Source organism: Mesorhizobium sp. BR1-1-15 (assembly GCF_020165475.1).
In the GTDB taxonomy this organism is placed as follows: Bacteria; Pseudomonadota; Alphaproteobacteria; order Rhizobiales; family Rhizobiaceae; genus Mesorhizobium.
In genome coordinates this window covers 363,012-384,400 of sequence record NZ_JAIUIF010000005.1, presented here as the reverse complement: position 1 = coordinate 384,400, position 21,389 = coordinate 363,012, and the positions used below count along the sequence as shown (strand labels likewise).

Sequence of the window (21,389 nt, the reverse complement as noted above, 5' to 3'; positions counted from 1 at the left end):
GATCAGCCGCCGGTGCCGCCGGCGGGGGTGGCGGGGGCTGGAGTTCCGGATCGCCGGCCTGCACCGGCGGCGTCGGATCGACCGGCGGATTGTTGACGTCGCCTTCGGACGGCACGGGCACGTGCGGCAGTTGCGAAGGCGGCGGCGGCGGCTCGGTTGCCGGAGGTTCGGGCTCGGGCGCCGCCGTCGGTCCGATCCCCGGCGGCGCTGCGGCCGGCGATGTCGGCGTTATCAACGACGAGCGCAGATACCAGTTCTCCGCGCTGCCTGCGGTGACGCCACCCTTGAACAGATAATATTCGAAGGCGCCCGCCGCGACCGGCGCGTCGAGCGCGAAGGCGCTGGCGCTGGAGGTGGCGCCATTGACCGCCTGGACGACCATGATGCCGTCCTGCGTCGTCTCGGCACCCGTGCCGCCGACATTGACCACCCCGATGCCGGTCGAGCCGGAAGCCGTGCCGCCCGACAGCACCAGCCTGTCCGAGGCCGAGGAATCATCGCCGAGTTCCGTCTGGATGAGCAGCAGGCCGCCAAGCCCGGTGTAATTGCCCGAAATCGTCAGCCGATCCGTCGCGCCTGTACTGCCATTGGTCAGGTCGATGCGGCCGGCATTGACGACGTCCGCAAGCTGGCCCGCCGTAAAGGCCTGTATCGACGCGTTGAAGCCGCCGCCATAGAGCGTGCTTGCCGCATCGACGCTGAGCGAGCCCGTGCCGGTGCCGCTGTCTCCCAGCACCAGATTGCCGTCCAGCGTGAGTTCGGTGTCATTGGTGGCGTCGATGCTCTCCCAGTTCTGCACCCGGCTGATGCCTTTGAGCTTGACGTTGTCGAAACTCAGCGTGTCGGTGCCGAGGCCACCATTCAGCGCGTCGGCGCCGCCCATATTGGAATTGGTCAGGTTGCTCAGCTTTGCCGTGTCGTTGTCGGCGCCGAGGTCGACGGCGCCATAGATGATGCCGCCGCCGTCCCAGACGAAACTGTCGGCGCCGAAGCTCATCAGCACGTCGCCGCCGACCGTGCCGCCGGTAATCGTCACGCTGTCATTGCCGCCGCTGACACTGATGTTGCCGCCGATCGTGCCGCCCGAAAGGATGATCGTGTCCTTGTCGAAGCCGGTGACCAGGTTGCGGTCGATGGTGCCGCCGGACATGTTGAAGTAGTTCTGGTCGAGCTTCATGTTGACGCGGCCGATGCGGCCGCCCGTCATCACCGCATGGTCGCCGTCGTCGAAGAAATCGACGATGCGTCCGTCCGTCATGGTGAAGGTGTCGAGGCCATCACCCTGGTTAAGTGAACCGATCTGGCCGCCGCTTATGTTGAAGTCGTCTATGCCCGAGCCTTGCTGCACATTGCCGATGACGGTGCCAGCGCCGATGGTGAAGAAATCGGCGCCACCGCCCTGGTCGACCGTGCCGGTGATGGTACCGGATTGCATGTTGATGCGGTCCGAACCAACGCCGAAGGTGACATTGCCGCTCACCTGGCCGGTGCCGCCGGCGGGAAAGGTGAGCGTGTTGTCGCCGTTCAGATCGTTGAGGCTCCCGCCCGAATCGCCGCTGTCGCAGATGAAGGTGTCGTTTCCGGCGGTCGGAACGAGCAGGCATGCGGCGAAGGCGGCGGAATTGGGCAGCAACGCCAGTGACGTCGCGGCAAAAACGCCAAGCATTCGAGGAAGAAACATCACCGGCATATGCCGTTTCAGAACAACTAATTTAGCGATGTCTTCCGAATCGCCATTCGGAAGCCTGTTTTCAAAGCGCCGCACCGCGTCCCTCCAAGATTCGCGATTGCAAGCCCCCACCCTACGCCGCAATGAAGACACAATTCGTTCCGTTTTACAAAGCCTAATCTGCCCGTCATGGTTGATGAACTGGAAAACGGGCCGGACAGAGCTGTGCTTTGATTGAGCCAGAATTGGTGCTTGGCGTGCGTCTCGCCAACCCTCCAAAGCGTGTTGGTGGCGGCGCGTACGCTGGCGCGGCCTCACAGCCCGCCGTCGGCGTTGTTTTCGTGATGCGCGGCCGATTGTCAGAGAATTGACCCGCGGCGGATCTTGGCTTAAAAACTGCCTCGGCCAGATTTTTTCGAGATCCGAAAAAAATAATGGCAAGGGAGGAAAACATGTATCTCGGCCTCGACCTTGGCACGTCGGGCGTCAAGGCGCTGCTGATCGATGCCGAACAGACCGTCATCGGTTCCGGCCATGGCGCGCTCGACGTTTCGCGGCCGCATCCCGGCTGGTCCGAACAGGATCCAGCCCACTGGCTACGCGCCTGCGAAGACGCGATTGCCGAACTGAAGGCCTCCCATCCCTGGCAGTTCGCGGCGGTGAAAGGCATTGGCCTATCCGGTCAGATGCATGGCGCCACCTTGCTCGATGCCTCTGACAAGGTGCTGCGCCCCTGCATTCTGTGGAACGATACGCGCAGCCATGCCGAGGCAGCCGCGCTCGACGCCGATCCGCGGTTTCGCGAGCTGACCGGCAACATCGTCTTTCCCGGTTTCACCGCGCCGAAGCTCGCCTGGGTGAAGAACAACGAACCCGCCATTTTCGCCAAAGTGGCCAAGGTGCTGCTGCCCAAGGATTTCCTGCGGCTGTGGCTGACCGGCGAACATATTTCGGAAATGTCGGACTCGGCTGGCACTTCCTGGCTCGACGTTGGGAAGCGGCGCTGGTCCGCCGACCTGCTCGCGGCCACGTCGCTCGACGAAAAGCACATGCCATCCCTGGTCGAGGGTACGCAGAAGGCCGGTGGGCTGCGCGGCGAGCTGGCGTCGAAATGGGGCGTCGAAGCCGGCATCCCGATTGCCGGCGGCGCCGGCGACAATGCGGCTTCCGCCTGCGGCATGGGCACGGTCCGTGCCGGCCATGCGTTCGTGTCTCTGGGCACGTCAGGCGTGCTGTTTGCCGCCAATGCCTCCTATCTGCCCAACCCGGCAAGCGCGGTCCACACTTTCTGCCATGCGCTGCCTGACACCTGGCATCAGATGGGCGTCATCCTGTCGGCCACCGATTCGCTCAATTGGCTGTCCGAGATTACCGGCAAGGGCGCAGGCGAGTTGACATCGGAACTGGGCGATACACTGAAGGCGCCGACCGGCGTGTCCTTCCTGCCCTATCTCTCGGGCGAGCGCACGCCGCACAATGATTCCGTCATTCGCGGCTCCTTTACCGGACTGGCGCATGAATCGAGCCGCGCCGTCCTGACCCAGGCCGTGCTGGAAGGCGTGGCCTTCGCCTTTCGCGACAGCCTCGAGGCGTTGAAGACTGCGGGCACGAGCTTGATGCGTGTGACGGCGATCGGCGGCGGCTCGCGCTCGCGCTACTGGCTGAAGGCCATCGCCACCGCGCTTCAGCTGCCTGTCGACATTCCCGCCGACGGCGATTTCGGCGCCGCCTTCGGCGCCGCCCGGCTCGGCCTGATCGCAGCGACGGACACTGATCCGATCGATGTCTGCACGGCGCCGAGGACCGATGCAACGATCGAACCGCATGCCGGCTTGGATGGTGCATTTGCCGATGCCTACCAGCGCTACCGCGGGCTTTATGCGGCGATCAGGGCGGCAACGGCGTGAGCAGGCGCCACGCGCCCCCCTCTGCCCTGCCGGGCATCTCCCCCTCTAGGGGGAAGATCGGCAGCTTTGGCGGATACGCTAGCCTTGCAAGGCCGGAGGTTGGCGAAGGTATAAAAATCAGCCAATCTCCCCCCTTGAGGGGGAGATGGCCGGCAGGCCAGAGGGGGGCGCCTGGCGCCTACCTTAGCCGTGAAGCCTCACTGCGCCGGCACCTTGTCGAGGAAGCCGGTGATGCTCTTCAGGCGGCCGTCCTCGATGACGCCGATATCGGTGCCTTCGATGATGGACGGTGTGCCCTCCGGGCCGAGGTTCCAGGAAAAGCGGATTTTGTCGGCAAACCCGTCCGGTGTGCCTTTCAGCGAGAAGCGGAAGCCGACAAAGCGCTGCTGCACGCCGTCGATCAGCGCCGCGACGCCTTCATGGCCGTCGCCCTGCATGATGGGATCGCGATAGCTGACGTCTTCGGTGAAAGTCGCCTTGAGCAGCGCCTGACGGCGCGCGGCGTCGCTCTCGTTCCAGGCGGTGATGTAGCTTTCGGCGATCTTGTTGAGATCGGTCATGATCTGTCTCCTTCGTTGGCTTTGACATGACCCTTTTCACCCAACGGACGAACGGAACCAATTACGCCTGAGGTAATCAGGCGGAGCCATTTCGGAGAGGAAGGAAATCCATGAGCAGCGGCTTTTTCGGCGACATCCAGAAGATCAAATATGAGGGGCCGGATTCGGCCAATCCGCTGGCTTACCGGTTCTACAACCCGGACGAGCTGGTGGCCGGCAAGCGGCTGGAAGACCATCTGCGCTTCGCCGTCGCCTACTGGCATTCCTTCGCCTGGCCGGGCGGCGATCCGTTCGGCGGCCAGACCTTCGATCGGCCGTGGTTCCCCAAGGCCGGCGGCATCGACACGATGGAACTGGCAAAACTGAAAGCAGACGTCGCCTTCGAGATGTTCTCGCTGCTCGGCGCGCCCTATTTCTGCTTCCACGATGCCGACGTGCGGCCCGAGGGCAAGGATTTTTCGGAAAGTTCCGCGCGCCTCGACGAGATCGCGGACTATTTCGCCACCAAGATGAAGCAGACTGGCGTCAAGCTCTTGTGGGGCACGGCGAACCTGTTCTCGCACCGCCGCTTCATGTCGGGCGCCGCGACAAACCCCGATCCGGATGTGTTTGCCTATGCGGCAGCGACGGTGAAGAGCTGCATCGACGTCACCAAGCGGCTGAAGGGTGAGAACTATGTGCTTTGGGGCGGACGTGAGGGCTATGAGACGCTGCTCAACACCGACCTTGCCCGCGAGCAGGAGCAGGCCGGCCGTTTCCTCAACCTCGTCGTCGACTACAAGCACAAAATCGGCTTCAAAGGCACGATCCTGATCGAGCCGAAGCCGCAGGAACCCACAAAACACCAGTACGACTACGATGTCGCGACCGTCTATGGCTTCCTCAAGCGCTTCGGCCTGGAGAAGGAGGTCAAGCTCAACATCGAGCAGGGCCACGCCATCCTGGCCGGCCATTCCTTCGAGCACGAGCTGGCGTTGGCCAATGCGCTCGGCATCTTCGGCTCGATCGACATGAACCGCAACGACTACCAGTCGGGCTGGGACACCGACCAGTTCCCCAACAACGTGCCGGAGATGGCGCTGGCCTATTATCAGGTTCTGCAGGCAGGCGGCTTCAAGACCGGCGGTACCAATTTCGACGCCAAGCTGCGCCGCCAGTCGCTCGATCCGCAGGACCTGCTGATCGGCCATATCGGCGGCATGGATGCCTGCGCGCGCGGCCTGAAGGCAGCCGCCAAGATGGTCGAAGACAAGGCGCTGTCGGCTCCACTCGCCGAGCGCTACGCAGGCTGGAACAGCGCCGAGGCCAAGGCGATGCTTGCCGGCAAGCGCACGCTGGAGGACATCGCCGAGCGCGTGGTGAAGAAGAAGATCGAACCGCAGCCGCGCTCCGGCCGTCAGGAACTGCTGGAAAACATCGTCAACCGCTACGTGTAAGGGATGAAAGGCGGGCGGCGGCTCGTTCAGCCGCCGCTCCGCTTACCCACGCCGCTTCGCGGGGAGAAGTTCCCGGCGTCGCGCTTATTTGCCTGCCGCCCTGTTCGCCATTGAACGGAAAAGGTGCCGGCGGGCGGACGAGGGTGGCGCCGAGACCGGGTGAAAGGGCTTTGCGCCAGTGCGGAATCGACGACAAGGTTTTGCCCACTGACGCCCCTCAATCGCCTCTCTCTTGCCTTCAAACTGCCGTCACGAATCTCCTATAAGAAGGTGCTCGTGGCGGGAGAGGAAGAAGGAGGCGAACCGATATGCAGAACGAACGTGAAATCGACGCCCTGCTCTCAAATGGCGAGGCCGGGTCGATTATCGACCGGCTGATGGCAATGCCGCATCCGAAGGATGGTGCGCGCCGCTCCAACGAATGGGACCGCGCCGTTGCCAGCCGTTTCGAGACCCATCTGGCAAGACAGATGCGCTCGCAGATCGACGGCGGCAGCGACCGGCAGAACGCTGCCTGATCAACCGCTTCCCACCCTCGGGTCAAGCCCGTGGGCATGCTTTGGACGACATGTACATCAACCCCGGCGTAGCCTGACCGGGGCTTCACCGAAAGCTCTTGAAAACGCCCTCGAAAATGCCGCGGCGGATGAAAATCCGGTCCGCCCGGCAATGTCGGCCATGGCCACTCTGGTGTCGATCACCAGCCGCCGCGCAGCGCCCAGGCGCAGCCTGAGATAGTAGGCGCCGGGCGTCTCGCCGATCGACTTGCGGAAGATGCTCTCCAGTGTCCGCGCCGTAACCCCGGCGCGCTTTGCCACGGCGGCGACCGTCAACGGCCGGTCGACATGCGCTTCCATCAGCCGGATGGCTTGCGCCAGGCGCGGATCATAGCCGTCGAGCCGGCCAAGCGAGACCAGGGGCTGAGCGTCGGTGGCCGCACGGGCCTGATCGTAGATGAAGACGCTGGCCACATCGAGCGCCACGGCCATGCCGAGGCGGGTGCGAACGAGGTGCAGCATCAGGTCGAAGGTGGGCGAGGCGCCACCGGAGGTGAAGACCGGCCCGTCGATGACGTAACGGTCCGGGCGGACGTCGACGCCCGGAAAGGCCGACGAGAAATCCTCCATGTCTTCCCAGTGGGTGGTGGCGCTGCGGCCTTCGAGCAAGCCGGCCCGCGCGACCAGCCATGTACCGGCCTCGACGCCGCCGCAGGCGCGCGCCGAACGGGCAGCGCGGCGCAGGCCCGAGAGCAGAGCCGACGTCGCATAATTCTGCGTACCGAAACCGGCGACGACGACAAGAACGTCAGTCGGCTCGGCCGCATCGAAGCGGCCGCTGACAGCCACTGGCAGGCCGCAAGTGGTGACCGGCGCCTCGCCGGTCACGGAAACCAGCTTGAAATCGAACAATGTCTCGCCGGAGATGCGGTTGGCGGCGCGCAGCGGGTCGACCGCCGAGGCCACGCACATGATCGACGAGCCGGAAAACACCAGCATCGTCACCTTGAGCGGCAGACGCTCGGCGCGAAAGATCGTCAGTTTTTCGCTTTTAGTCATGGAAGTTTCGTAAAACGCAAAACAGTTTTCGGCAAGCCGGGCGATGCTTGGCGCCTGTTCGACTGGGAGGAGAGTTCCATGCCGCTTGCGATGAACCGTGAGGTTTTCATTACCTGTGCCGTGACCGGGTCCGGCGGCACGCAGGACCGCAGCCCGCATGTGCCGCGCTCGCCCAAAGAGATCGCTGATTCGGCCATCGACGCGGCCAGGGCGGGGGCGGCGATCGTGCATTGCCATGTGCGCGATCCCGAGACCGGCAAGCCCAGGCGCGACGTTCATCTCTACCGCGAGGTGACCGAGCGCATCCGCGAGGCAGACGTCGACGTGGTGCTGAACCTTACCGCCGGCATGGGTGGAGACATGGTGTTCGGCTCGCCCGAAGCGCCGCTGCCGCTCAATGAGAAGGGCACCGACATGGGCGGCGCCACCAACCGCATGGAGCATGTGCGCCAGTGCCTGCCGGAGATCTGCACGCTCGACTGCGGCACCATGAACTTCGCCGAGGCCGACTATGTCATGACCAACACGCCCGGCATGCTGCGCGCCATGGGCGGTATGATGACCGCGCTCGGCGTCAAGCCGGAGATCGAGGCCTTCGACACAGGCCATCTGTGGTTCGCCAAGCAGTTGGTCGAGGAACAGGTTCTGAAGCCGGATGCGCTTGTGCAGCTTTGCATGGGCGTGCCATGGGGGGCGCCTGACGACCTCAACACCTTCATGGCCATGGTCAACAACGTGCCGTCGACATGGAGCTGGTCGGCCTTTTCGATCGGCCGCAACCAGATGGCCTATGCCGCCGCCGCGGTGCTGGCTGGCGGCAATGTCCGCGTTGGGTTGGAAGACAATCTCTGGCTCGACAAGGGCGTGCTGGCCACCAATGCGCAACTGGTCGAACGCGCGGCCAGCATCGTTACCAATCTCGGCGCCAGGATTCTCGGCCCGGAAGAGGTGCGCAAGAAGCTGAACCTGACCAAGCGGGCGCCACTAGCGGCATAAATTATTCGCAGGGAGGGTCGATATGGCTACCGTAAAATTCACGGCGATGAAGGATGGCGACAGGGAAGACTACGAATTCCTGACCGCGCACGAGATCGACTATGCAGCCAGGACCGGCGAGCGGCTGCTCGACGCGCTGGTCCAGCTCGACGAGGGCCTGTCGGGCTACAAGATCACCCGGCTCGGCCATTCGCTGCAGGCGGCGACGCGCGCCTGGCGTGATGGCGCCGACACCGACTGGATCGCCTGCGCGCTCCTGCACGACATCGGCGACATCTATGCACCCTACAACCACGACGAATACGCCGCTTCGATCCTGAAGCCTTTCGTGCGCGAGCAATGCACCTGGGTGGTGGAAAAGCACGGCGACTTCCAGCGCCTCTATTACGCCCATCATCTCGGCGGCAATCGCCACGCGCGCGACCGCTTTGCCGGCCATGCCTATTTCGACGATTGCGACCAGTTCTGCGAGCGCTGGGACCAGTCGAGCTTCGACCCCGACTACGAGACGCTGCCGATCGAGTTCTTCCGGCCCTTCGCGCTCGAAGTCTTTGCCCGCAAGGCCTACGACCCATCGGTGATCCGCATGGGCGAGCGCGTGCCTCTGACGGATCCACAAACAGCCGCCAAAAGAACCGGAGCCTGACAATGAGCATCATCAACAAGGCGGCCGCCATCGGCGGCGGTGTCATCGGCGCCGGCTGGGTGGCGCGGCTGCTCCTCAACGGCATCGACGTGTCGATCTTCGACCCCGATCCCGAGGCCTCGCGCAAGGTCTCGGAAGTGATGAAGGGCGCGCGCCGCGCCTACAAGCAGATGGTTCCGGGCGGCCTGCCGAAAGAAGGCAGACTGACCTTCGCCAAGACCATTGCCGACGCGGTGGCCGACGCCGATTTCATCCAGGAAAGCGTGCCGGAACGGCTCGACCTCAAGCACAAGGTGCTGGCCGAGATCGACACTCACGCGCCGGCCAATGCCATCGTCGGCTCGTCCACATCAGGCATCAAGCCGACCGACATGCAGATTGCGATGAAGAAGCATCCGGAGCGGCTGGTCGTCGGCCACCCGTTCAACCCGGTCTATCTCCTGCCGCTGGTCGAGATCGTCGGCGGCGACCAGACATTCCCCGAGGCGGTCGAGGTCGCCAAGGAGATCTATGCCTCGATCGGCATGAAGCCTGTCGTCATCCGCAAGGAGATTGAAGCCTTCGTCGGCGACCGACTGCTGGAAGCCGCCTGGCGCGAGGCGCTGTGGCTGATCAAGGACGGCATCTGCACCGTCGAGGAACTGGACGACATCATGCGCTATGGCTTTGGCCTGCGCTGGGCGCAGATGGGCATGTTCCAGGTCTATCGCGTCGCCGGCGGCGAAGCCGGCATGCGCCACTTCATGGCGCAGTTCGGCCCCTGCCTGAAATGGCCGTGGACCAAGCTGATGGACGTACCGGAGTTCAACGACGAGCTGGTCGACCTGATCGCCACGCAGTCGGACGACCAGGCGCATGGCCTGTCGATCCGCGAACTGGAAAAGATCCGCGACGACAATCTGGTCGCCATCATGGATGCGCTCTCGAAGCAGAACAAGGGCAAGGGCTGGGGAGCCGGCGCCCTGCACAGGGACTATACGAAGCAGTTGGCCAAGCTGGCGGCGAAAAAGCCGGCCGCCTCCAAGGCGGCCGAGAAGGCGAAGGCATCGAAGCCGGTGAAGAAAGCCGAAAAACCGAAGAAAAAGAAGAAAGGCTGAGACCATGGATTTCGGTCTGTCGGAGGAACAGAAGCTCATTGTCGAGACGACGCGCGCCTTCGTCGAGAATGAGCTTTACCCCCATGAGCGCGAGGTCGAGCGCACCGGCGTGCTGCGCCGCGAACTGATCGAGGAGCTAAAGGCCAAGGCGATCGAAGCCGGTCTCTATGCCGCCAACATGCCGGCCGATGTTGGCGGCGCGGGGCTCGATACGGTGACCTGGCTGCTCTACGAGAAGGAACTCGGCCGCGCCAACTACGCGCTGCACTGGACCTGCGTCGCGCGCCCCTCCAACATCCTTTTGGCCGGCACGCCGGAGCAGCGCGAAAAATATCTGTTCCCGTGCATCCGTGGCGAGAAATGGGATTGCCTGGCGATGACCGAGCCGGGCGCCGGCTCCGATCTGCGCGGCATGAAGGCGACCGCCGTGCAGGACGGCGACGACTGGGTATTGAACGGCACCAAGCACTTTATCTCCCACGCCGACCTCGCCGACTTTGCCATCGTCTTCATGGCCTCGGGCGAAGAGGATTCGCCGCGCGGCAAACGCAAGAAGATCACCGCCTTCTTCGTCGACAAGGGCACCAAGGGCTTCACGGTGCGCGACGGCTACCGCAACGTCTCGCATCGCGGCTACACCAACGCCATCCTCGAATTCGACGATTGCCGCCTTCCGGCAAGCCAGGTGTTGGGTGAAGTCCACAAGGGTTTCGACGTCGCCAATTCCTGGCTCGGCGCCACCCGCCTGCAGGTCGGCGCCACCTGCCTCGGCCGTGCCGAGCGGGCGCTTGGCCATGCGGTCGAGTACGCCGCGCAGCGTCAGCAATTTGGCCAGCAGATCGGCAAGTTCCAGGGCGTGTCGTTCAAGCTCGCCGACATGGCAACCGAACTCAAGGCCGCGGACCTGATGGTGTTCGAAGCCGGCTGGAAGTACGATCAGGGCACCGTCACCGACCAGGACATGGCCATGGCCAAGCTGAAGGCCACAGAAATGCTGGCTTACGTCGCCGACGAAGCGATCCAGATCCATGGTGGCATGGGGCTGATGGACGACCTGCCGCTGGAGCGCATCTGGCGCGACGCCCGGGTCGAGCGCATCTGGGAAGGCACGTCGGAAATCCAGCGCCACATCATTTCGCGGGCGCTGCTGCGCCCGTTCGGGGCCTGATCCATGCACAAACTTGAACGCCTTCTGCGCCCTAAATCGATCGCCGTGTTCGGCGGCGCGCAGGCCGCCGCGGTCGTGGCACAGTCGATCAAGATGGGCTTTGCCGGCGAGATCTGGCCGGTGCACCCGAGCAAGGAAGAGGTCGCCGGCCGCAAGGCCTATCGTTCGATCGCCGATCTGCCCGGCGCGCCGGACGCCGCCTTTGTCGGCGTCAACCGACACCTGACCATCGACGTGATCAAGGCCCTGGCCGAACGCGGCGCCGGCGGGGCCGTCTGCTTTGCCGCCGGTTTCCTCGAAACCGAAGCCTATGACGCGGATGGCGAGCGCCTGCAGGCCGAACTCGTCGCCGCCGCCGGCGAGATGCCGATCATCGGGCCGAACTGTTACGGCCTGATCAACTATGCCGACGGCGCGCTTTTGTGGCCCGACCAGCATGGCGGCATAAGATTGGCCGACGGCGGCAAAGGGGTGGCCATCATTACCCAGTCGTCCAACATCGCCATCAACATGACGATGCAGAAGCGCGGCCTGCCGATCGCCTTCCTGATGACCGCCGGCAACCAGGCGCAGACCGGCCTCTCCGAAATGGCGCTCGGCCTGATCGAGGACGAGCGCGTCACCTCGCTCGGCCTGCACATCGAGGCTTTCGATTCGGTAGCCGGCTTCGAGCGGCTGGCGGCACGGGCGAGGGAATTGAAAAAGCCGATCATCGCCATGAAGGTCGGCCGCTCCGAACAGGCCAGGCAAGCGACTGTCTCGCACACCGCGTCGCTCGCCGGCTCGGACGCAGCGTCCGGGGCCTTCCTGAAACGGCTCGGCATCGCGCGCGTCGATTCCATCCCCGCCTTCATCGAGGCGCTGAAGCTGCTGCATGTCACCGGTCCGCTACCCGGCTACAGCCTGTCATCGATGAGCTGTTCGGGCGGCGAGGCGTCGGTCATGGCCGACAGCGCCGAAGGCCGCTGGGTCAACTTCCCGGTGCTGACGGAAGAACACCGCGCCCATGTCAAGTCGACGCTCGGGCCGCTGGTCGCGGTCGCCAATCCATTGGACTATCACACCTTCATCTGGAACAACGAGCCGGCGATGACCGCCACCTTCACCGCCATGGTGTCGGGCGGCTTCGACCTCAACATGCTGGTACTCGACTTCCCGCGCCCGGACCGCTGCTCGGTGACCGACTGGTGGGCAACGCTGCGCGCCTTCGAATCGGCGCTCAAGACCAACAAGGCACATGGCGCGATCGTCTCCTCGCTACCCGAGAACCTGCCCGAGGAATACACCGCCGAGCTGATGGCGCGGGGCATGGTGCCGTTGTTCGGCATTTCCGAAGCGATGGATGCCGCCCAGGCGGCCGCCTTCATCGGCTGGGCTTGGCGCGAGCCGCAGGCGCAGCCGGTCGACACCTCCGCTTCCGGCGCTGCCGGCGGCGAGCATGTCACGCCTGACGAGGCGCAAGCCAAGGCGCGGCTGATCAAGGCCGGGCTGCCGGTGCCCAAGGGCGAGCGCGCCGCCAGTGCCGTCGAGGCGGTGATCTCGTCCATGGCGCTCGGTTTCCCGGTGGCGCTGAAGGCGCTGGGCGTCACCCACAAATCCGAGGTCGGCGCTGTCAGGCTCAACCTCAGGGACGCCGAAACCGTCAGCACGGCGGCGCACGATCTTTTGCCGCTCGGCACAGGCCTTTATGTAGAGCGCATGGTGCGCGACGGCGTCGCCGAGCTGATCGTCGGCTTCACCCGCGATCCGATGTTCGGCGCTGTCATGACGCTGGGCACCGGCGGCGTGCTGGTCGAATTGCTGCGCGACAGCGTCACCCTGATGCTGCCGGCGACACGCGACGACATCGAGGCCGCACTTCGCGGTCTCAAACTGTTCCCGCTGCTCGAAGGCTATCGCGGTCGGCCGAAGGCCCACGTCCAGGCTGCCATCGACGCCATCGCGGGCATTGCTGCCTTCGTGCAGACGAATGCCGGCGAGATCGAGGAACTCGACATCAATCCGCTGATCGTCTGCGCGGAAGGCAAGGGCGCCTGGATCGCCGACGCGCTTTTGGTGCTGGGAGAGAACAAGAATGCCTGACGTCATTTCGACCCGCCGTGAAGGCTCGATCCTCGAGGTCACGCTCGATCGGCCCAAGGCCAACGCCATCGACCTGAAGACCTCTCGGCTGATGGGCGAGACCTTCAAGGCGTTTCGCGACGACCCCGGCTTGCGCGTCGCCATCGTCAAGACCGCCGGCGACAAGTTCTTCTGCGCCGGCTGGGACCTGAAGGCCGCCGCCGGCGGCGACGCCGTCGACGGCGACTATGGCGTCGGCGGCTTTGCCGGGCTGCAGGAACTGCGCGACTTGAACAAGCCTGTCATCGCCTGCGTAAACGGCATGGCGGTGGGGGGCGGCTTCGAGCTGGCGCTGTCCTGCGATCTCATCTACGCCTCCGATCACTCCTCCTTCGCATTGCCCGAGATCCGCGCCGGCACGCTTGCCGACGCCGCGACCATCAAGCTGCCGAAGCGCATTCCTTATCATGTCGCCATGGACCTTTTGCTCACTGGCCGCTGGATGGACGTTGCCGAGGCGCATCGCTGGGGCCTGGTCAACGAGGTGCTGCCGAAGGAGAAGCTGGAGGACCGCGTCTGGGAGATCGCCCGCCTGCTCGCCAGCGGCCCGCCGCTTGTCTTCGCCGCGATCAAGGAAACCGCGCGGGTGGCCGAAGCGCTGACTTTCCAGGACGCTATGAACAGGGTGACGCGCCGGCAGTTGCCGACGGTCGATGCGCTGTACGGTTCCGAGGACAATATGGAAGGGTTCCGGGCTTTTGCGGAGAAGCGCGACCCGGTTTGGAAGGGGACGTGACTCTGCGGAAATGACAGCGCGAGGCACCCCCCTCTGGCCTGCCGGCCATCTCCCCCGCAAGGGGGGAGATTGGATGTCATTTCCGCTTTCGCTAATCGTCAACGCTGCAAGGAGGGCGATACCGATTGAACTGCCAATCTCCCCCCTTGCGGGGGAGATGTCCGGCAGGACAGAGGGGGGTGCCTGGGCTCGCCGTTCACAGTCGGCGCGGCCATGACCGACTACAGCAAACTCATCGATGCCGAGACCCGGGCCTTCATCGAGCGGACCAATTCCTATTACCCGCCGGATACGATCGACTACACTATTGCCGAACAGCGCGAGATCTATGACCGCATGTGCCGGGAGTTCTTTGCCGGCTATCCCGAGGGGGTGACAGCGGAGACCACCGCTATTGCCGCACAGGCGTGCAATATCCCGATCCGCATCTATCGCAGCGCCCCGCAGACAGCGGCGACGGTGCTCTATTGCCACGGCGGGGGGTTCATCCTTGGCGGGCTCGGCAGCCATGACGACGTTTGCGCCGAGCTTTGCGGCCGCACCGGTTATGACGTCGTTTCGGTCGACTACCGGCTGGCGCCGGAGCATCTGCATCCGGCCGCGTTTGACGACGCGATGAACGCCTTCGAGTGGGCGGCAGCCACCCGCGATCATCCCATCCTGCTCTGCGGCGACAGCGCCGGTGGCAATCTCTGCGCCGCAGTCAGCCATGCGACGCGCGGCCATGCGAAGAAACCGATCGGGCAGGTGCTGATCTATCCCGGGCTCGGCGGCGACCGTTCGCGTGGCTCCTATCTGAAGCATGCCGAAGCGCCTATGCTGACCACGCGCGACCTCGAATTCTACAAGCACATCCGTACCGGCGGCGTGGACCAGACCGGCGACATCACGCTTCAGCCGCTGGCCGACGCCGATTTCGCCAACCTGCCGCCGACCGTGCTGATCACCGCCGAGTGCGATCCGCTGTCGTCGGACGGCAAGGCCTATCGCGACCGCATCGTGGCGGGCGGCGGGCGAGCCACTTGGTTCGAGGAAAAAGGGCTCGTGCACGGCTATCTCAGGGCGAGGCACACGGTCGGCCGCGCCCGCGCCAGCTTTACCCGCATCGTCGAGGCGGTGTCGGCGCTCGGCAAAAGCGAGTGGATCTGGTGAGGGCCTCCTCGCATGACAATCGACAGAAGATGATCAACCCAGCGACTGCCAAGCCGTTCGGCGCTCAGCCTACCGAACGAGCCGCCGCCCGGCCGGCGCTGCGGCCGGAGAAGATACAGCCGCCCAGGAACGTGCCTTCGAGCGCCGCATAGCCATGCACGCCGCCGCCGCCGAAACCGGCGGCTTCGCCGACCGCATAGAGGCCCTGAACCGGCTCGCCATCGCTCCCCAGCACGCGGCTTTCGAGATCGGTCTGCAGGCCACCCAGCGTCTTGCGGGTCAGGATGTTGAGGCGAACCGCGATCAGCGGGCCGTTCGCGGGATCGAGCATCTTGTGCGGCCTGGCCGTGCGGATCAGCCGGTCGCCGAGATAGGCCCGCGCTCCGCGCAGCGCGGTGACCTGCATGTCCTTGGAAAAGGGATTGTCGAGTTGCCGGTCGCGGGCGCGGATCTCGCGCTCGACATGGGCGACGTCGAGCAGCGGTTCGCCGCCGGCCAGCTTGTTCATGCGCGCCACCAGATCGGGCAGTTCGGCCTCGATGATGAAATCCTCGCCCTTCTCCATGAACGCCTTGACCGGGCCCGGAATGCCCGACGTGGCGCGGCCGAGCACCTGGTGCCAGCTCTTGCCGGTCAGGTCCGGGTTCTGCTCGGAGCCCGAGAGCGCGAACTCCTTCTGGATGATTTTTTTGGTCAGGATGAACCAGGAATAGTCGAAGCCGGTGCTCATGACGTGGCTGAGCGTGCCGAGCGTGTCGAAACCGGGGTAAAGCGGCACCGGCAGGCGCTTGCCCCTGGCGTCGAGCCACAGCGACGACGGACCGGGCAGGATGCGGATGGCATGATCGGTCCAGATCGGCGCCCAGTTCCTGATGCCCTCGACATAGTGCCACATGCGGTCGTGATTGATGACGCTGCCGCCGGCCTGTTCCGTGATCGCCAGCATGCGGCCGTCGACATGGTCGGGCACGCCGGTGATCATGCACTTCGGCGCCGCGCCCAGACGCTTCGGCCAGTTTTCCCGGACCAGCTGGTGGTTGCCGCCGATGCCGCCGGAGGCGACGATCACGGCCTGCGCATGAACCTCGAAATCACCTGATATCTCACGCGAACTCTTGTGGCCGCGCTCGACGGTGCTTGGCTGCAGGATGTCGCCGCGCACCCCGTCGATCCTCGTGCCGGTGCGGATCAATTCGTTGACGCGGTGGCGGAACTTGAAGCGGATCAGTCCCTTCTTCTCGGCTTCGCGGACGCGCAGCACGAAGGGCTCGAGCACGCCGGGACCGGTGCCCCAGGTGATGTGAAAGCGGGGCACGGAATTGCCATGGCCAATGGCATTGCCGCCGCCGCGCTCGGCCCATCCGACCACGGGAAAGAATTTCATCCCGCGCTCCAGCAGCCAGGAGCGCTTCTCGCCGGCGGCGAAGCCGACGTAGGCCTCGGCCCATTTGCGCGGCCAGTGATCCTCCGGCCGGTCGAAAGCGGCGGTGCCCAGCCAGTCCTCGAGCGCCAGCTCGTGCGAATCGCGGATGCGCATGCGCCGCTGCTCGGGCGAATCGACGAGGAACAGACCGCCGAACGACCAGAAGGCCTGGCCGCCCAGCGACTGCTCCGGTTCCTGGTCGACGATGACGATCTTCTTGCCGGCCTCGGCCAGTTCGGCGGCGGCGACCAGCCCGGCAAGGCCGGCGCCGACAATGATGACATCCGCGTCGTCAGCCAATTTCCCCTCCCGTTAGCTGGCTACCGTATGAATCTCGAACCGGAATATATCAATGATGGTCAGACCGCCTCCCAGCCATCCTTGCCGCCGGCGCGGAAGATGGCGTCGATGACCTTCTGGTTGAGCACGGATTCCTCCAGCGTGAAGACGCGCTCCTTGCCGCCCTGGGCCGCCCGCGCGAAGGTCTCGACCTCGAGCCGGTACTGCTGCGTACCGGGAAAGCGGAACACCTGCGCCTCCATGTGGTTCTGATTGTGCAACTCGACGCGGTGGTGATCGTAGAGCCCGGCATTGAACGGCGAAAACACCTCGATGAACCCGTTCTCGCCATGGAACACCATCACCTGGCGCGCGGCCATCTGGGTCGAGAGATAGAAGGACAGTTCGAAGTCGCCGAAATCGGCGCGGATCGAGGAATAGATGTCGGTGCCGAATTTTTTGTCGCGCTCGATCGTCGCCTGCACGCGCAGCGGCTCCTTGCCGGTGGAAAAGCGCGTCGACACGGTCGGGTAGACGCCGATGTCGGGCAGCGCGCCGCCGCCAAGGTCGAGCTGGTTGCGCATGTTGTTGGGATCGACATTGTAATAGGAGAACGCGCCCTGCACATGGCGCAGCCGGCCGATGACGCCGCTGGCGATCAGGTCGCGCACCTTGATCCATTGCGGATGGTAGACGACCATGAAGGCTTCGCAGACCAACACCTTGCTGGCATCGCGCAGCTTGATCAGCGGCGGAATGTCCTTGGCGTCGAGCGCCAACGGCTTTTCGACCAGCACATGTTTTCCCGCCTGAATGGCCTTGGCCGTCCATTCGACATGCTGCGATGTCGGCAGCGGGATATAGACGCCGTCGACCTCGTTCGAGGCGAGCAACTCCTCATAGGAACCGAAAGCATGCGGCGCGCCGAAGCGATCGGCCAACCCACGGGCCTTCGACTGATCGCGGCTGGCGATTGCGGACAGCACGCCATTTTCCGCCTCCACGATCGCAGGTAAAAGCTGCTCGCGACCGATCTTGGCCGTCGATAACACACCCCATCGGAACATCAGGCTTCTCCTCTCGATTACAGGCGAGGAGGTTTGCCTGAAATCGGGGCAAAAGCCAATGCGGGGGCCAAGTTCCTCGCCCCACGAGCGGAGAGCGATGGCTCAACCCCTCTTCCCCGTCAGCCTCATGTCGAAACCGACGACGTTGGAATAGATCGGCGTGCCGACATCCATTCCGTAGCGCGACCGCAGCACCTTGCCGGTGACGTGGAACCCGATCGTGCCGGACTTCAGGCCATCGAGCTCGGCGGTGAACTTTTCCGCAAACGTCTTGCCGCGCGCCGTCAGCCGGCCGGTGACAAGCGCCGTCGTATCGCCGGTGCGGGTCACGCTGGTCGAGCGGAACTGGATTTCGGGGCTGTTGGCCGCATCGAACACGGCGTCTGAACGCAGGAAAGCGTCGATGCGGCCCTGGCCGGTGCCGACGCTTTCGGGAAAAATGGTGAGGTTGACCTTCGAGCGGCTGACGTCGTCATTGTCGATGCGGATCGTGCCCTTGAAGTGAGCAAACGCACCATCGAAACCGCCGCCGCCGGCCTTGCCGATGGTGAAGCGGATCGAGGAGTCAGCCTGGCTGATCGTGTAACTGCCGGCGGCATCATCGAGGACAACTGCTGCCCAGACAGGCACGGCAAGGCAAGCGGCAAGGGCCGCCGATCCGAGGAGTCGCGCATACATGAGATTATTTCCTTCTTCGGAGGCAACGCTCTTCGCGTCCTCGCTTACAAACGAGGCCGAACCCCGTTCTATTCCCCGCCTGAGGAAGGAGTGACGATGCGTGTAAGCACATTGTCCCTCAGTCGGAAATGATGGCGCAGTGCCGCCGTGACATGCAGCGCCACAAGTGCTGCGCCGGCATAGGCAAGGTACCAGTGCGCTGCCGCCCAAAAACTCTCGGCGGCATGGGATTCCGCAAGCGGCAGGTTGGGCATCACGAACAGGTTGAACGGCATGCTTGGAATTTCCAGCGTCGAGACCGAAACCAGCGCCCAGCCGGACAGAGGCAAAGCGATCTGGAAGGCATAGAGCGCCAGGTGAGCGAGCGGCGCCGCCCGGCGCTCCAGGGATCCGACCGAGGATGGCAAGGCCGGCGCGGCATTGCCGAGCCGCCAGGCGATGCGCAGGATGATCAGGCCGAGCAGCAGGAAGCCCAGCGATTTGTGCAGCTGGATGAGCTCGAAAGCCGTGCGCTGGCTGCTGATGCGGACCATCGCGAAACCGAGCGCGAACTGGCCGATGAAGGCAAGGCCGATCAGCCAATGAAGCAGGATTGCCGCCCAACCGTAGCGGGTCGGGGTATTTATGATCGAAGCTCGCATGGAAGGTGAACGAATGTCGCGTCGGCTTTCTTCCAGCCTCCCACAAGGGAGAGGGCAGCCTATCCGCTCACCCTGAAGAAATCGATGAAGGCCCTGAGCGCAGGCCGCATCTGGCGGCGACTCGGATAGTAGACGAAGAAACCCTCGAAGGACGGACACCAATCCTCCAGCACGCGGATCAGCCGGCCATCGCGGAGCGGCTCGCGGACATAATCCTCGAAGACGAAGGCAAGCCCGGCCCCGTCGACCGCCGCCTGGGCGATCAGATGGTCTTCGTCGAGAATCAATGGTCCTTGCGCGGCAATCTCGATCTCCTCGCCATCCCTGGCGAATTCCCAGCGGTAGAGGATGCCGCTGGAGAAGCGGAAGCGGATGCAGCGATGGTCGGACAGGTCACGCGGGTGGCGAGGCCTCGGCATGGTGTCGAAATAGGAGGGCGAGCCGACCACGGCGCCGCGGATATCGGGCCCGATGCGCAGCGCGATCATGTCGCGCTGCAGGCTTTCGCCAAGCCGCACGCCGGCGTCGAAACCGCCTTCCACGACGTCGGTGAAGCGGTCCTCGATGACGATCTCCAGCACGATATCGGGGTAAGCCGCGGCAAAGGCGCCGAGCCGCGGGGTCAGCACCAGATGGGCTGCCGTGCGCGGCACGCTGAGCCGCAGATTGCCGGCCGGCCGGTCGCGCGCCTCGACCGCCGTCTCCAGTGCCAGGTCGATCTCCGACAGCGCCGGCCGCAATCGTTCCAGCAACCGCGCGCCCTCTTCGGTCGGGGCAACGCTGCGGGTGCTGCGTGCCAACAGCCGCACGCCAAGCCGCGCCTCAAGGCTGGACACGGCATGGCTGACCGCCGACGGCGCGATCGCCAGTTCCCTGGCCGCGCCGCGAAAGCTGCCGCATTGGGCAACAGTTGCCAGCACCGCAAGCTGTGAAAGATGTGCTCGGTTCATTGATCTATTTTCTAGAACGCCCCGCGCACAGATGAGCCGATTATCGAACATAAGGCAAGGCGCTATTTCCTGGGCATCGCAACAAGGAGACGCGTGATGAAAACCCGCAAACTCGGTACTGAACTGGAAGTTTTCCCGGTCGGCCTCGGCTGCATGGGCATGAGCTTTGGCTATGGGGGCCAGCCGGAAGCCGAGGCGATCGCCACCTTGCGCCGCGCCGTCGAGATCGGCGTCAATTTCTTCGACACGGCAGAGGTCTACGGGCCCTACGAGAACGAGATCCTGCTCGGCAAGGCGCTGAAGCCGGTGCGCGATCAGGTGACGATCGCAACCAAGTTCGGCTTCAAGATCCTGGAGGAAGGCACCGGCACCGACCGCATGGCGGGCGTCGACAGCCGCCCCGAACACGTCAAGGCCGTCGCAGAGGCGTCACTGAAGCGGCTGGGCACCGACGTGATCGATCTCTATTACCAGCACCGCGTCGACCCGAACGTGCCGATCGAGGACACGGTCGGCGCCATGGCCGAGCTGGTGCGCGAGGGCAAAGTGCGCGCGCTCGGCCTTTCGGAAGCAAGTGTCGCCACCATCCGCCGGGCACATGCCGTACATCCGATCGCGGCGGTCCAGAGCGAATATTCACTGTGGAGCCGTGACCCGGAAGACGAGGTGTTCGCCGTCTGCCGCGAACTCGGCATCGGTTTCGTTCCCTATAGCCCGCTCGGCCGTGGCCTCTTGACCGGCACGATCGCCAAGCCCGAGACGCTTGATGACGACGACTGGCGCCGCACCTTGCCGCGCTTTCAGGCTGACGCCATGGAAGCCAATGCCAAGGTCGTGGCCACGCTGGAGAAACTGGCGACCGAAAAGGGAGTGACCTCGGCACAGCTGGCGCTCGCCTGGGTACTGCACCAGGGCGATTTCATTGTCCCCATCCCGGGCGCCCGAAAAATCCGCCATCTCGAGCAGAACACGGCGGCGGCTGATATCGAGCTGAGTGCTGCCGAGGTACAGACAATCGGCGATGCACTGTCGCCTGATGAGGTCATGGGCAAGCGCTACACAGAGGAGCTGCTGGCGCTGGTGAATGGGTGAGCTTTCACCCTCCCCCCTGTGCGGAGGTCGGCTCGCTGTCGCAGCGAAGCGAAGACAGGGGTGGGGTGGCGATGCGCGATACAGAAGATCACGGATGTCCGCGCGAGGCACCCCCCTCTGTCCTGCCGGACATCTCCCCCGCAAGGGGGGAGATTGGCAGCTTCGCTGTCTCGTCTACCTTATGCCGTCTGTAATTCGCGAAAGCGAATCAGAGC

At 64.4% G+C, this 21,389-nt stretch carries 18 protein-coding genes and 1 pseudogene; 11 read left to right on the top strand and 8 right to left on the bottom strand.

Annotated features, from left to right (window positions below; translation table 11 throughout):
• Positions 1–1,681: pseudogene (locus LB541_RS12605) on the bottom strand (autotransporter outer membrane beta-barrel domain-containing protein); the annotation flags it as partial.
• 440 nt (positions 1,682–2,121) lie between these two features.
• On the opposite strand from LB541_RS12605, the gene xylB reads away from it, so the two are divergent.
• A complete protein-coding gene (gene xylB / locus LB541_RS12600) occupies positions 2,122–3,576 on the top strand; it encodes a xylulokinase (RefSeq protein WP_224618560.1) in 1,455 nt (484 codons plus the stop codon).
• Between the two features lie 197 nt (positions 3,577–3,773).
• Here the strand turns inward: xylB and LB541_RS12595 are convergent, their stop codons facing one another.
• Positions 3,774–4,136, bottom strand: coding sequence for a nuclear transport factor 2 family protein (locus LB541_RS12595; RefSeq protein ID WP_224618544.1), 363 nt, complete (start codon positions 4,134–4,136; stop codon positions 3,774–3,776).
• Between the two features lie 110 nt (positions 4,137–4,246).
• Here LB541_RS12595 and xylA point away from each other — a divergent pair, with 110 nt between their 5' ends.
• Both xylA and LB541_RS12585 read left to right on the top strand, forming a co-directional pair.
• On the top strand, positions 4,247–5,572 hold the full coding sequence (xylA, locus tag LB541_RS12590) for a xylose isomerase (RefSeq protein WP_224618543.1): 1,326 nt from the start codon (positions 4,247–4,249) through the stop codon (positions 5,570–5,572).
• 308 nt (positions 5,573–5,880) lie between these two features.
• Positions 5,881–6,090 (top strand): hypothetical protein, encoded by a 210-nt coding sequence (locus tag LB541_RS12585; RefSeq protein ID WP_140563487.1) that lies wholly within the window; start codon positions 5,881–5,883, stop codon positions 6,088–6,090.
• A gap of 57 nt (positions 6,091–6,147) precedes the next feature.
• Here the strand turns inward: LB541_RS12585 and LB541_RS12580 are convergent, their stop codons facing one another.
• A complete protein-coding gene (locus LB541_RS12580; protein WP_224618542.1) occupies positions 6,148–7,128 on the bottom strand; it encodes a GlxA family transcriptional regulator in 981 nt (326 codons plus the stop codon).
• A gap of 78 nt (positions 7,129–7,206) precedes the next feature.
• Between LB541_RS12580 and LB541_RS12575 the strand changes: the two genes are divergently transcribed.
• The 7 genes from LB541_RS12575 (at position 7,207) to LB541_RS12545 (ending at position 15,044) form a co-directional block, all read left to right on the top strand.
• Entirely contained in the window at positions 7,207–8,124 is a 918-nt protein-coding gene (locus tag LB541_RS12575) for a 3-keto-5-aminohexanoate cleavage protein (protein WP_224618540.1), read from the top strand.
• A 22-nt stretch (positions 8,125–8,146) separates the two neighbouring features.
• On the top strand, positions 8,147–8,770 hold the full coding sequence (locus LB541_RS12570) for an HD domain-containing protein (protein ID WP_140525797.1): 624 nt from the start codon (positions 8,147–8,149) through the stop codon (positions 8,768–8,770).
• Positions 8,771–8,772: 2 nt separating this feature from the next.
• Positions 8,773–9,867 (top strand): carnitine 3-dehydrogenase, encoded by a 1,095-nt coding sequence (locus tag LB541_RS12565; RefSeq protein ID WP_224618537.1) that lies wholly within the window; start codon positions 8,773–8,775, stop codon positions 9,865–9,867.
• Between the two features lie 4 nt (positions 9,868–9,871).
• Complete coding sequence (locus LB541_RS12560) at positions 9,872–11,035, top strand: acyl-CoA dehydrogenase family protein (protein ID WP_140491110.1); 1,164 nt, start codon at positions 9,872–9,874, stop codon at positions 11,033–11,035.
• Between the two features lie 3 nt (positions 11,036–11,038).
• Positions 11,039–13,117 carry an acetate--CoA ligase family protein gene (locus LB541_RS12555; RefSeq protein WP_224618535.1) on the top strand — a complete coding sequence of 693 codons (2,079 nt, stop codon included), beginning with the start codon at positions 11,039–11,041 and terminating at the stop codon, positions 13,115–13,117.
• Positions 13,110–13,892 (top strand): carnitinyl-CoA dehydratase, encoded by a 783-nt coding sequence (locus LB541_RS12550; protein ID WP_224618532.1) that lies wholly within the window; start codon positions 13,110–13,112, stop codon positions 13,890–13,892. The genes LB541_RS12555 and LB541_RS12550 overlap by 8 nt, the downstream gene beginning before the upstream one ends.
• A 213-nt stretch (positions 13,893–14,105) precedes the next feature.
• The gene (locus LB541_RS12545; RefSeq protein WP_224618530.1) at positions 14,106–15,044 is read left to right on the top strand and encodes an alpha/beta hydrolase; all 939 of its coding nucleotides are present in this window, start codon (positions 14,106–14,108) and stop codon (positions 15,042–15,044) included.
• Between the two features lie 64 nt (positions 15,045–15,108).
• Here LB541_RS12545 and LB541_RS12540 read toward each other — a convergent pair whose 3' ends face one another.
• The 5 genes from LB541_RS12540 to LB541_RS12520 all read right to left on the bottom strand — a co-directional run bounded on the left by LB541_RS12540 (position 15,109) and on the right by LB541_RS12520 (position 20,082).
• Positions 15,109–16,767, bottom strand: coding sequence for an FAD-binding dehydrogenase (locus LB541_RS12540; protein ID WP_224618527.1), 1,659 nt, complete (start codon positions 16,765–16,767; stop codon positions 15,109–15,111).
• A gap of 59 nt (positions 16,768–16,826) precedes the next feature.
• Positions 16,827–17,813: a Gfo/Idh/MocA family protein gene (locus LB541_RS12535; protein ID WP_224618526.1), complete on the bottom strand. Its 987-nt coding sequence runs from the start codon at positions 17,811–17,813 to the stop codon at positions 16,827–16,829.
• A gap of 102 nt (positions 17,814–17,915) precedes the next feature.
• Entirely contained in the window at positions 17,916–18,491 is a 576-nt protein-coding gene (locus LB541_RS12530) for a YceI family protein (RefSeq protein ID WP_140491123.1), read from the bottom strand.
• A 68-nt stretch (positions 18,492–18,559) separates the two neighbouring features.
• Positions 18,560–19,132: a cytochrome b gene (locus tag LB541_RS12525; RefSeq protein WP_140625493.1), complete on the bottom strand. Its 573-nt coding sequence runs from the start codon at positions 19,130–19,132 to the stop codon at positions 18,560–18,562.
• Between the two features lie 59 nt (positions 19,133–19,191).
• Positions 19,192–20,082, bottom strand: coding sequence for a LysR family transcriptional regulator (locus tag LB541_RS12520; protein WP_140517767.1), 891 nt, complete (start codon positions 20,080–20,082; stop codon positions 19,192–19,194).
• A gap of 96 nt (positions 20,083–20,178) precedes the next feature.
• On the opposite strand from LB541_RS12520, the gene LB541_RS12515 reads away from it, so the two are divergent.
• Positions 20,179–21,174 (top strand): aldo/keto reductase, encoded by a 996-nt coding sequence (locus tag LB541_RS12515; RefSeq protein WP_224618523.1) that lies wholly within the window; start codon positions 20,179–20,181, stop codon positions 21,172–21,174.
• The last annotated feature ends 215 nt before the right edge of the window (positions 21,175–21,389 follow it).

What these genes read in the sequence shown, in the direction of transcription:
- xylB (WP_224618560.1), top strand. Translation starts at nt 2,122, where the DNA reads ATGTATCTCGGCCTCGACCTTGGCACGTCGGGCGTCAAGGCGCTGCTG.
- LB541_RS12595 (WP_224618544.1), bottom strand. Translation starts at nt 4,136, where the DNA reads ATGACCGATCTCAACAAGATCGCCGAAAGCTACATCACCGCCTGGAAC.
- xylA (WP_224618543.1), top strand. Translation starts at nt 4,247, where the DNA reads ATGAGCAGCGGCTTTTTCGGCGACATCCAGAAGATCAAATATGAGGGG.
- LB541_RS12585 (WP_140563487.1), top strand. Translation starts at nt 5,881, where the DNA reads ATGCAGAACGAACGTGAAATCGACGCCCTGCTCTCAAATGGCGAGGCC.
- LB541_RS12580 (WP_224618542.1), bottom strand. Translation starts at nt 7,128, where the DNA reads ATGACTAAAAGCGAAAAACTGACGATCTTTCGCGCCGAGCGTCTGCCG.
- LB541_RS12575 (WP_224618540.1), top strand. Translation starts at nt 7,207, where the DNA reads ATGCCGCTTGCGATGAACCGTGAGGTTTTCATTACCTGTGCCGTGACC.
- LB541_RS12570 (WP_140525797.1), top strand. Translation starts at nt 8,147, where the DNA reads ATGGCTACCGTAAAATTCACGGCGATGAAGGATGGCGACAGGGAAGAC.
- LB541_RS12565 (WP_224618537.1), top strand. Translation starts at nt 8,773, where the DNA reads ATGAGCATCATCAACAAGGCGGCCGCCATCGGCGGCGGTGTCATCGGC.
- LB541_RS12560 (WP_140491110.1), top strand. Translation starts at nt 9,872, where the DNA reads ATGGATTTCGGTCTGTCGGAGGAACAGAAGCTCATTGTCGAGACGACG.
- LB541_RS12555 (WP_224618535.1), top strand. Translation starts at nt 11,039, where the DNA reads ATGCACAAACTTGAACGCCTTCTGCGCCCTAAATCGATCGCCGTGTTC.
- LB541_RS12550 (WP_224618532.1), top strand. Translation starts at nt 13,110, where the DNA reads ATGCCTGACGTCATTTCGACCCGCCGTGAAGGCTCGATCCTCGAGGTC.
- LB541_RS12545 (WP_224618530.1), top strand. Translation starts at nt 14,106, where the DNA reads ATGACCGACTACAGCAAACTCATCGATGCCGAGACCCGGGCCTTCATC.
- LB541_RS12535 (WP_224618526.1), bottom strand. Translation starts at nt 17,813, where the DNA reads ATGTTCCGATGGGGTGTGTTATCGACGGCCAAGATCGGTCGCGAGCAG.
- LB541_RS12530 (WP_140491123.1), bottom strand. Translation starts at nt 18,491, where the DNA reads ATGTATGCGCGACTCCTCGGATCGGCGGCCCTTGCCGCTTGCCTTGCC.
- LB541_RS12525 (WP_140625493.1), bottom strand. Translation starts at nt 19,132, where the DNA reads ATGCGAGCTTCGATCATAAATACCCCGACCCGCTACGGTTGGGCGGCA.
- LB541_RS12520 (WP_140517767.1), bottom strand. Translation starts at nt 20,082, where the DNA reads ATGAACCGAGCACATCTTTCACAGCTTGCGGTGCTGGCAACTGTTGCC.
- LB541_RS12515 (WP_224618523.1), top strand. Translation starts at nt 20,179, where the DNA reads ATGAAAACCCGCAAACTCGGTACTGAACTGGAAGTTTTCCCGGTCGGC.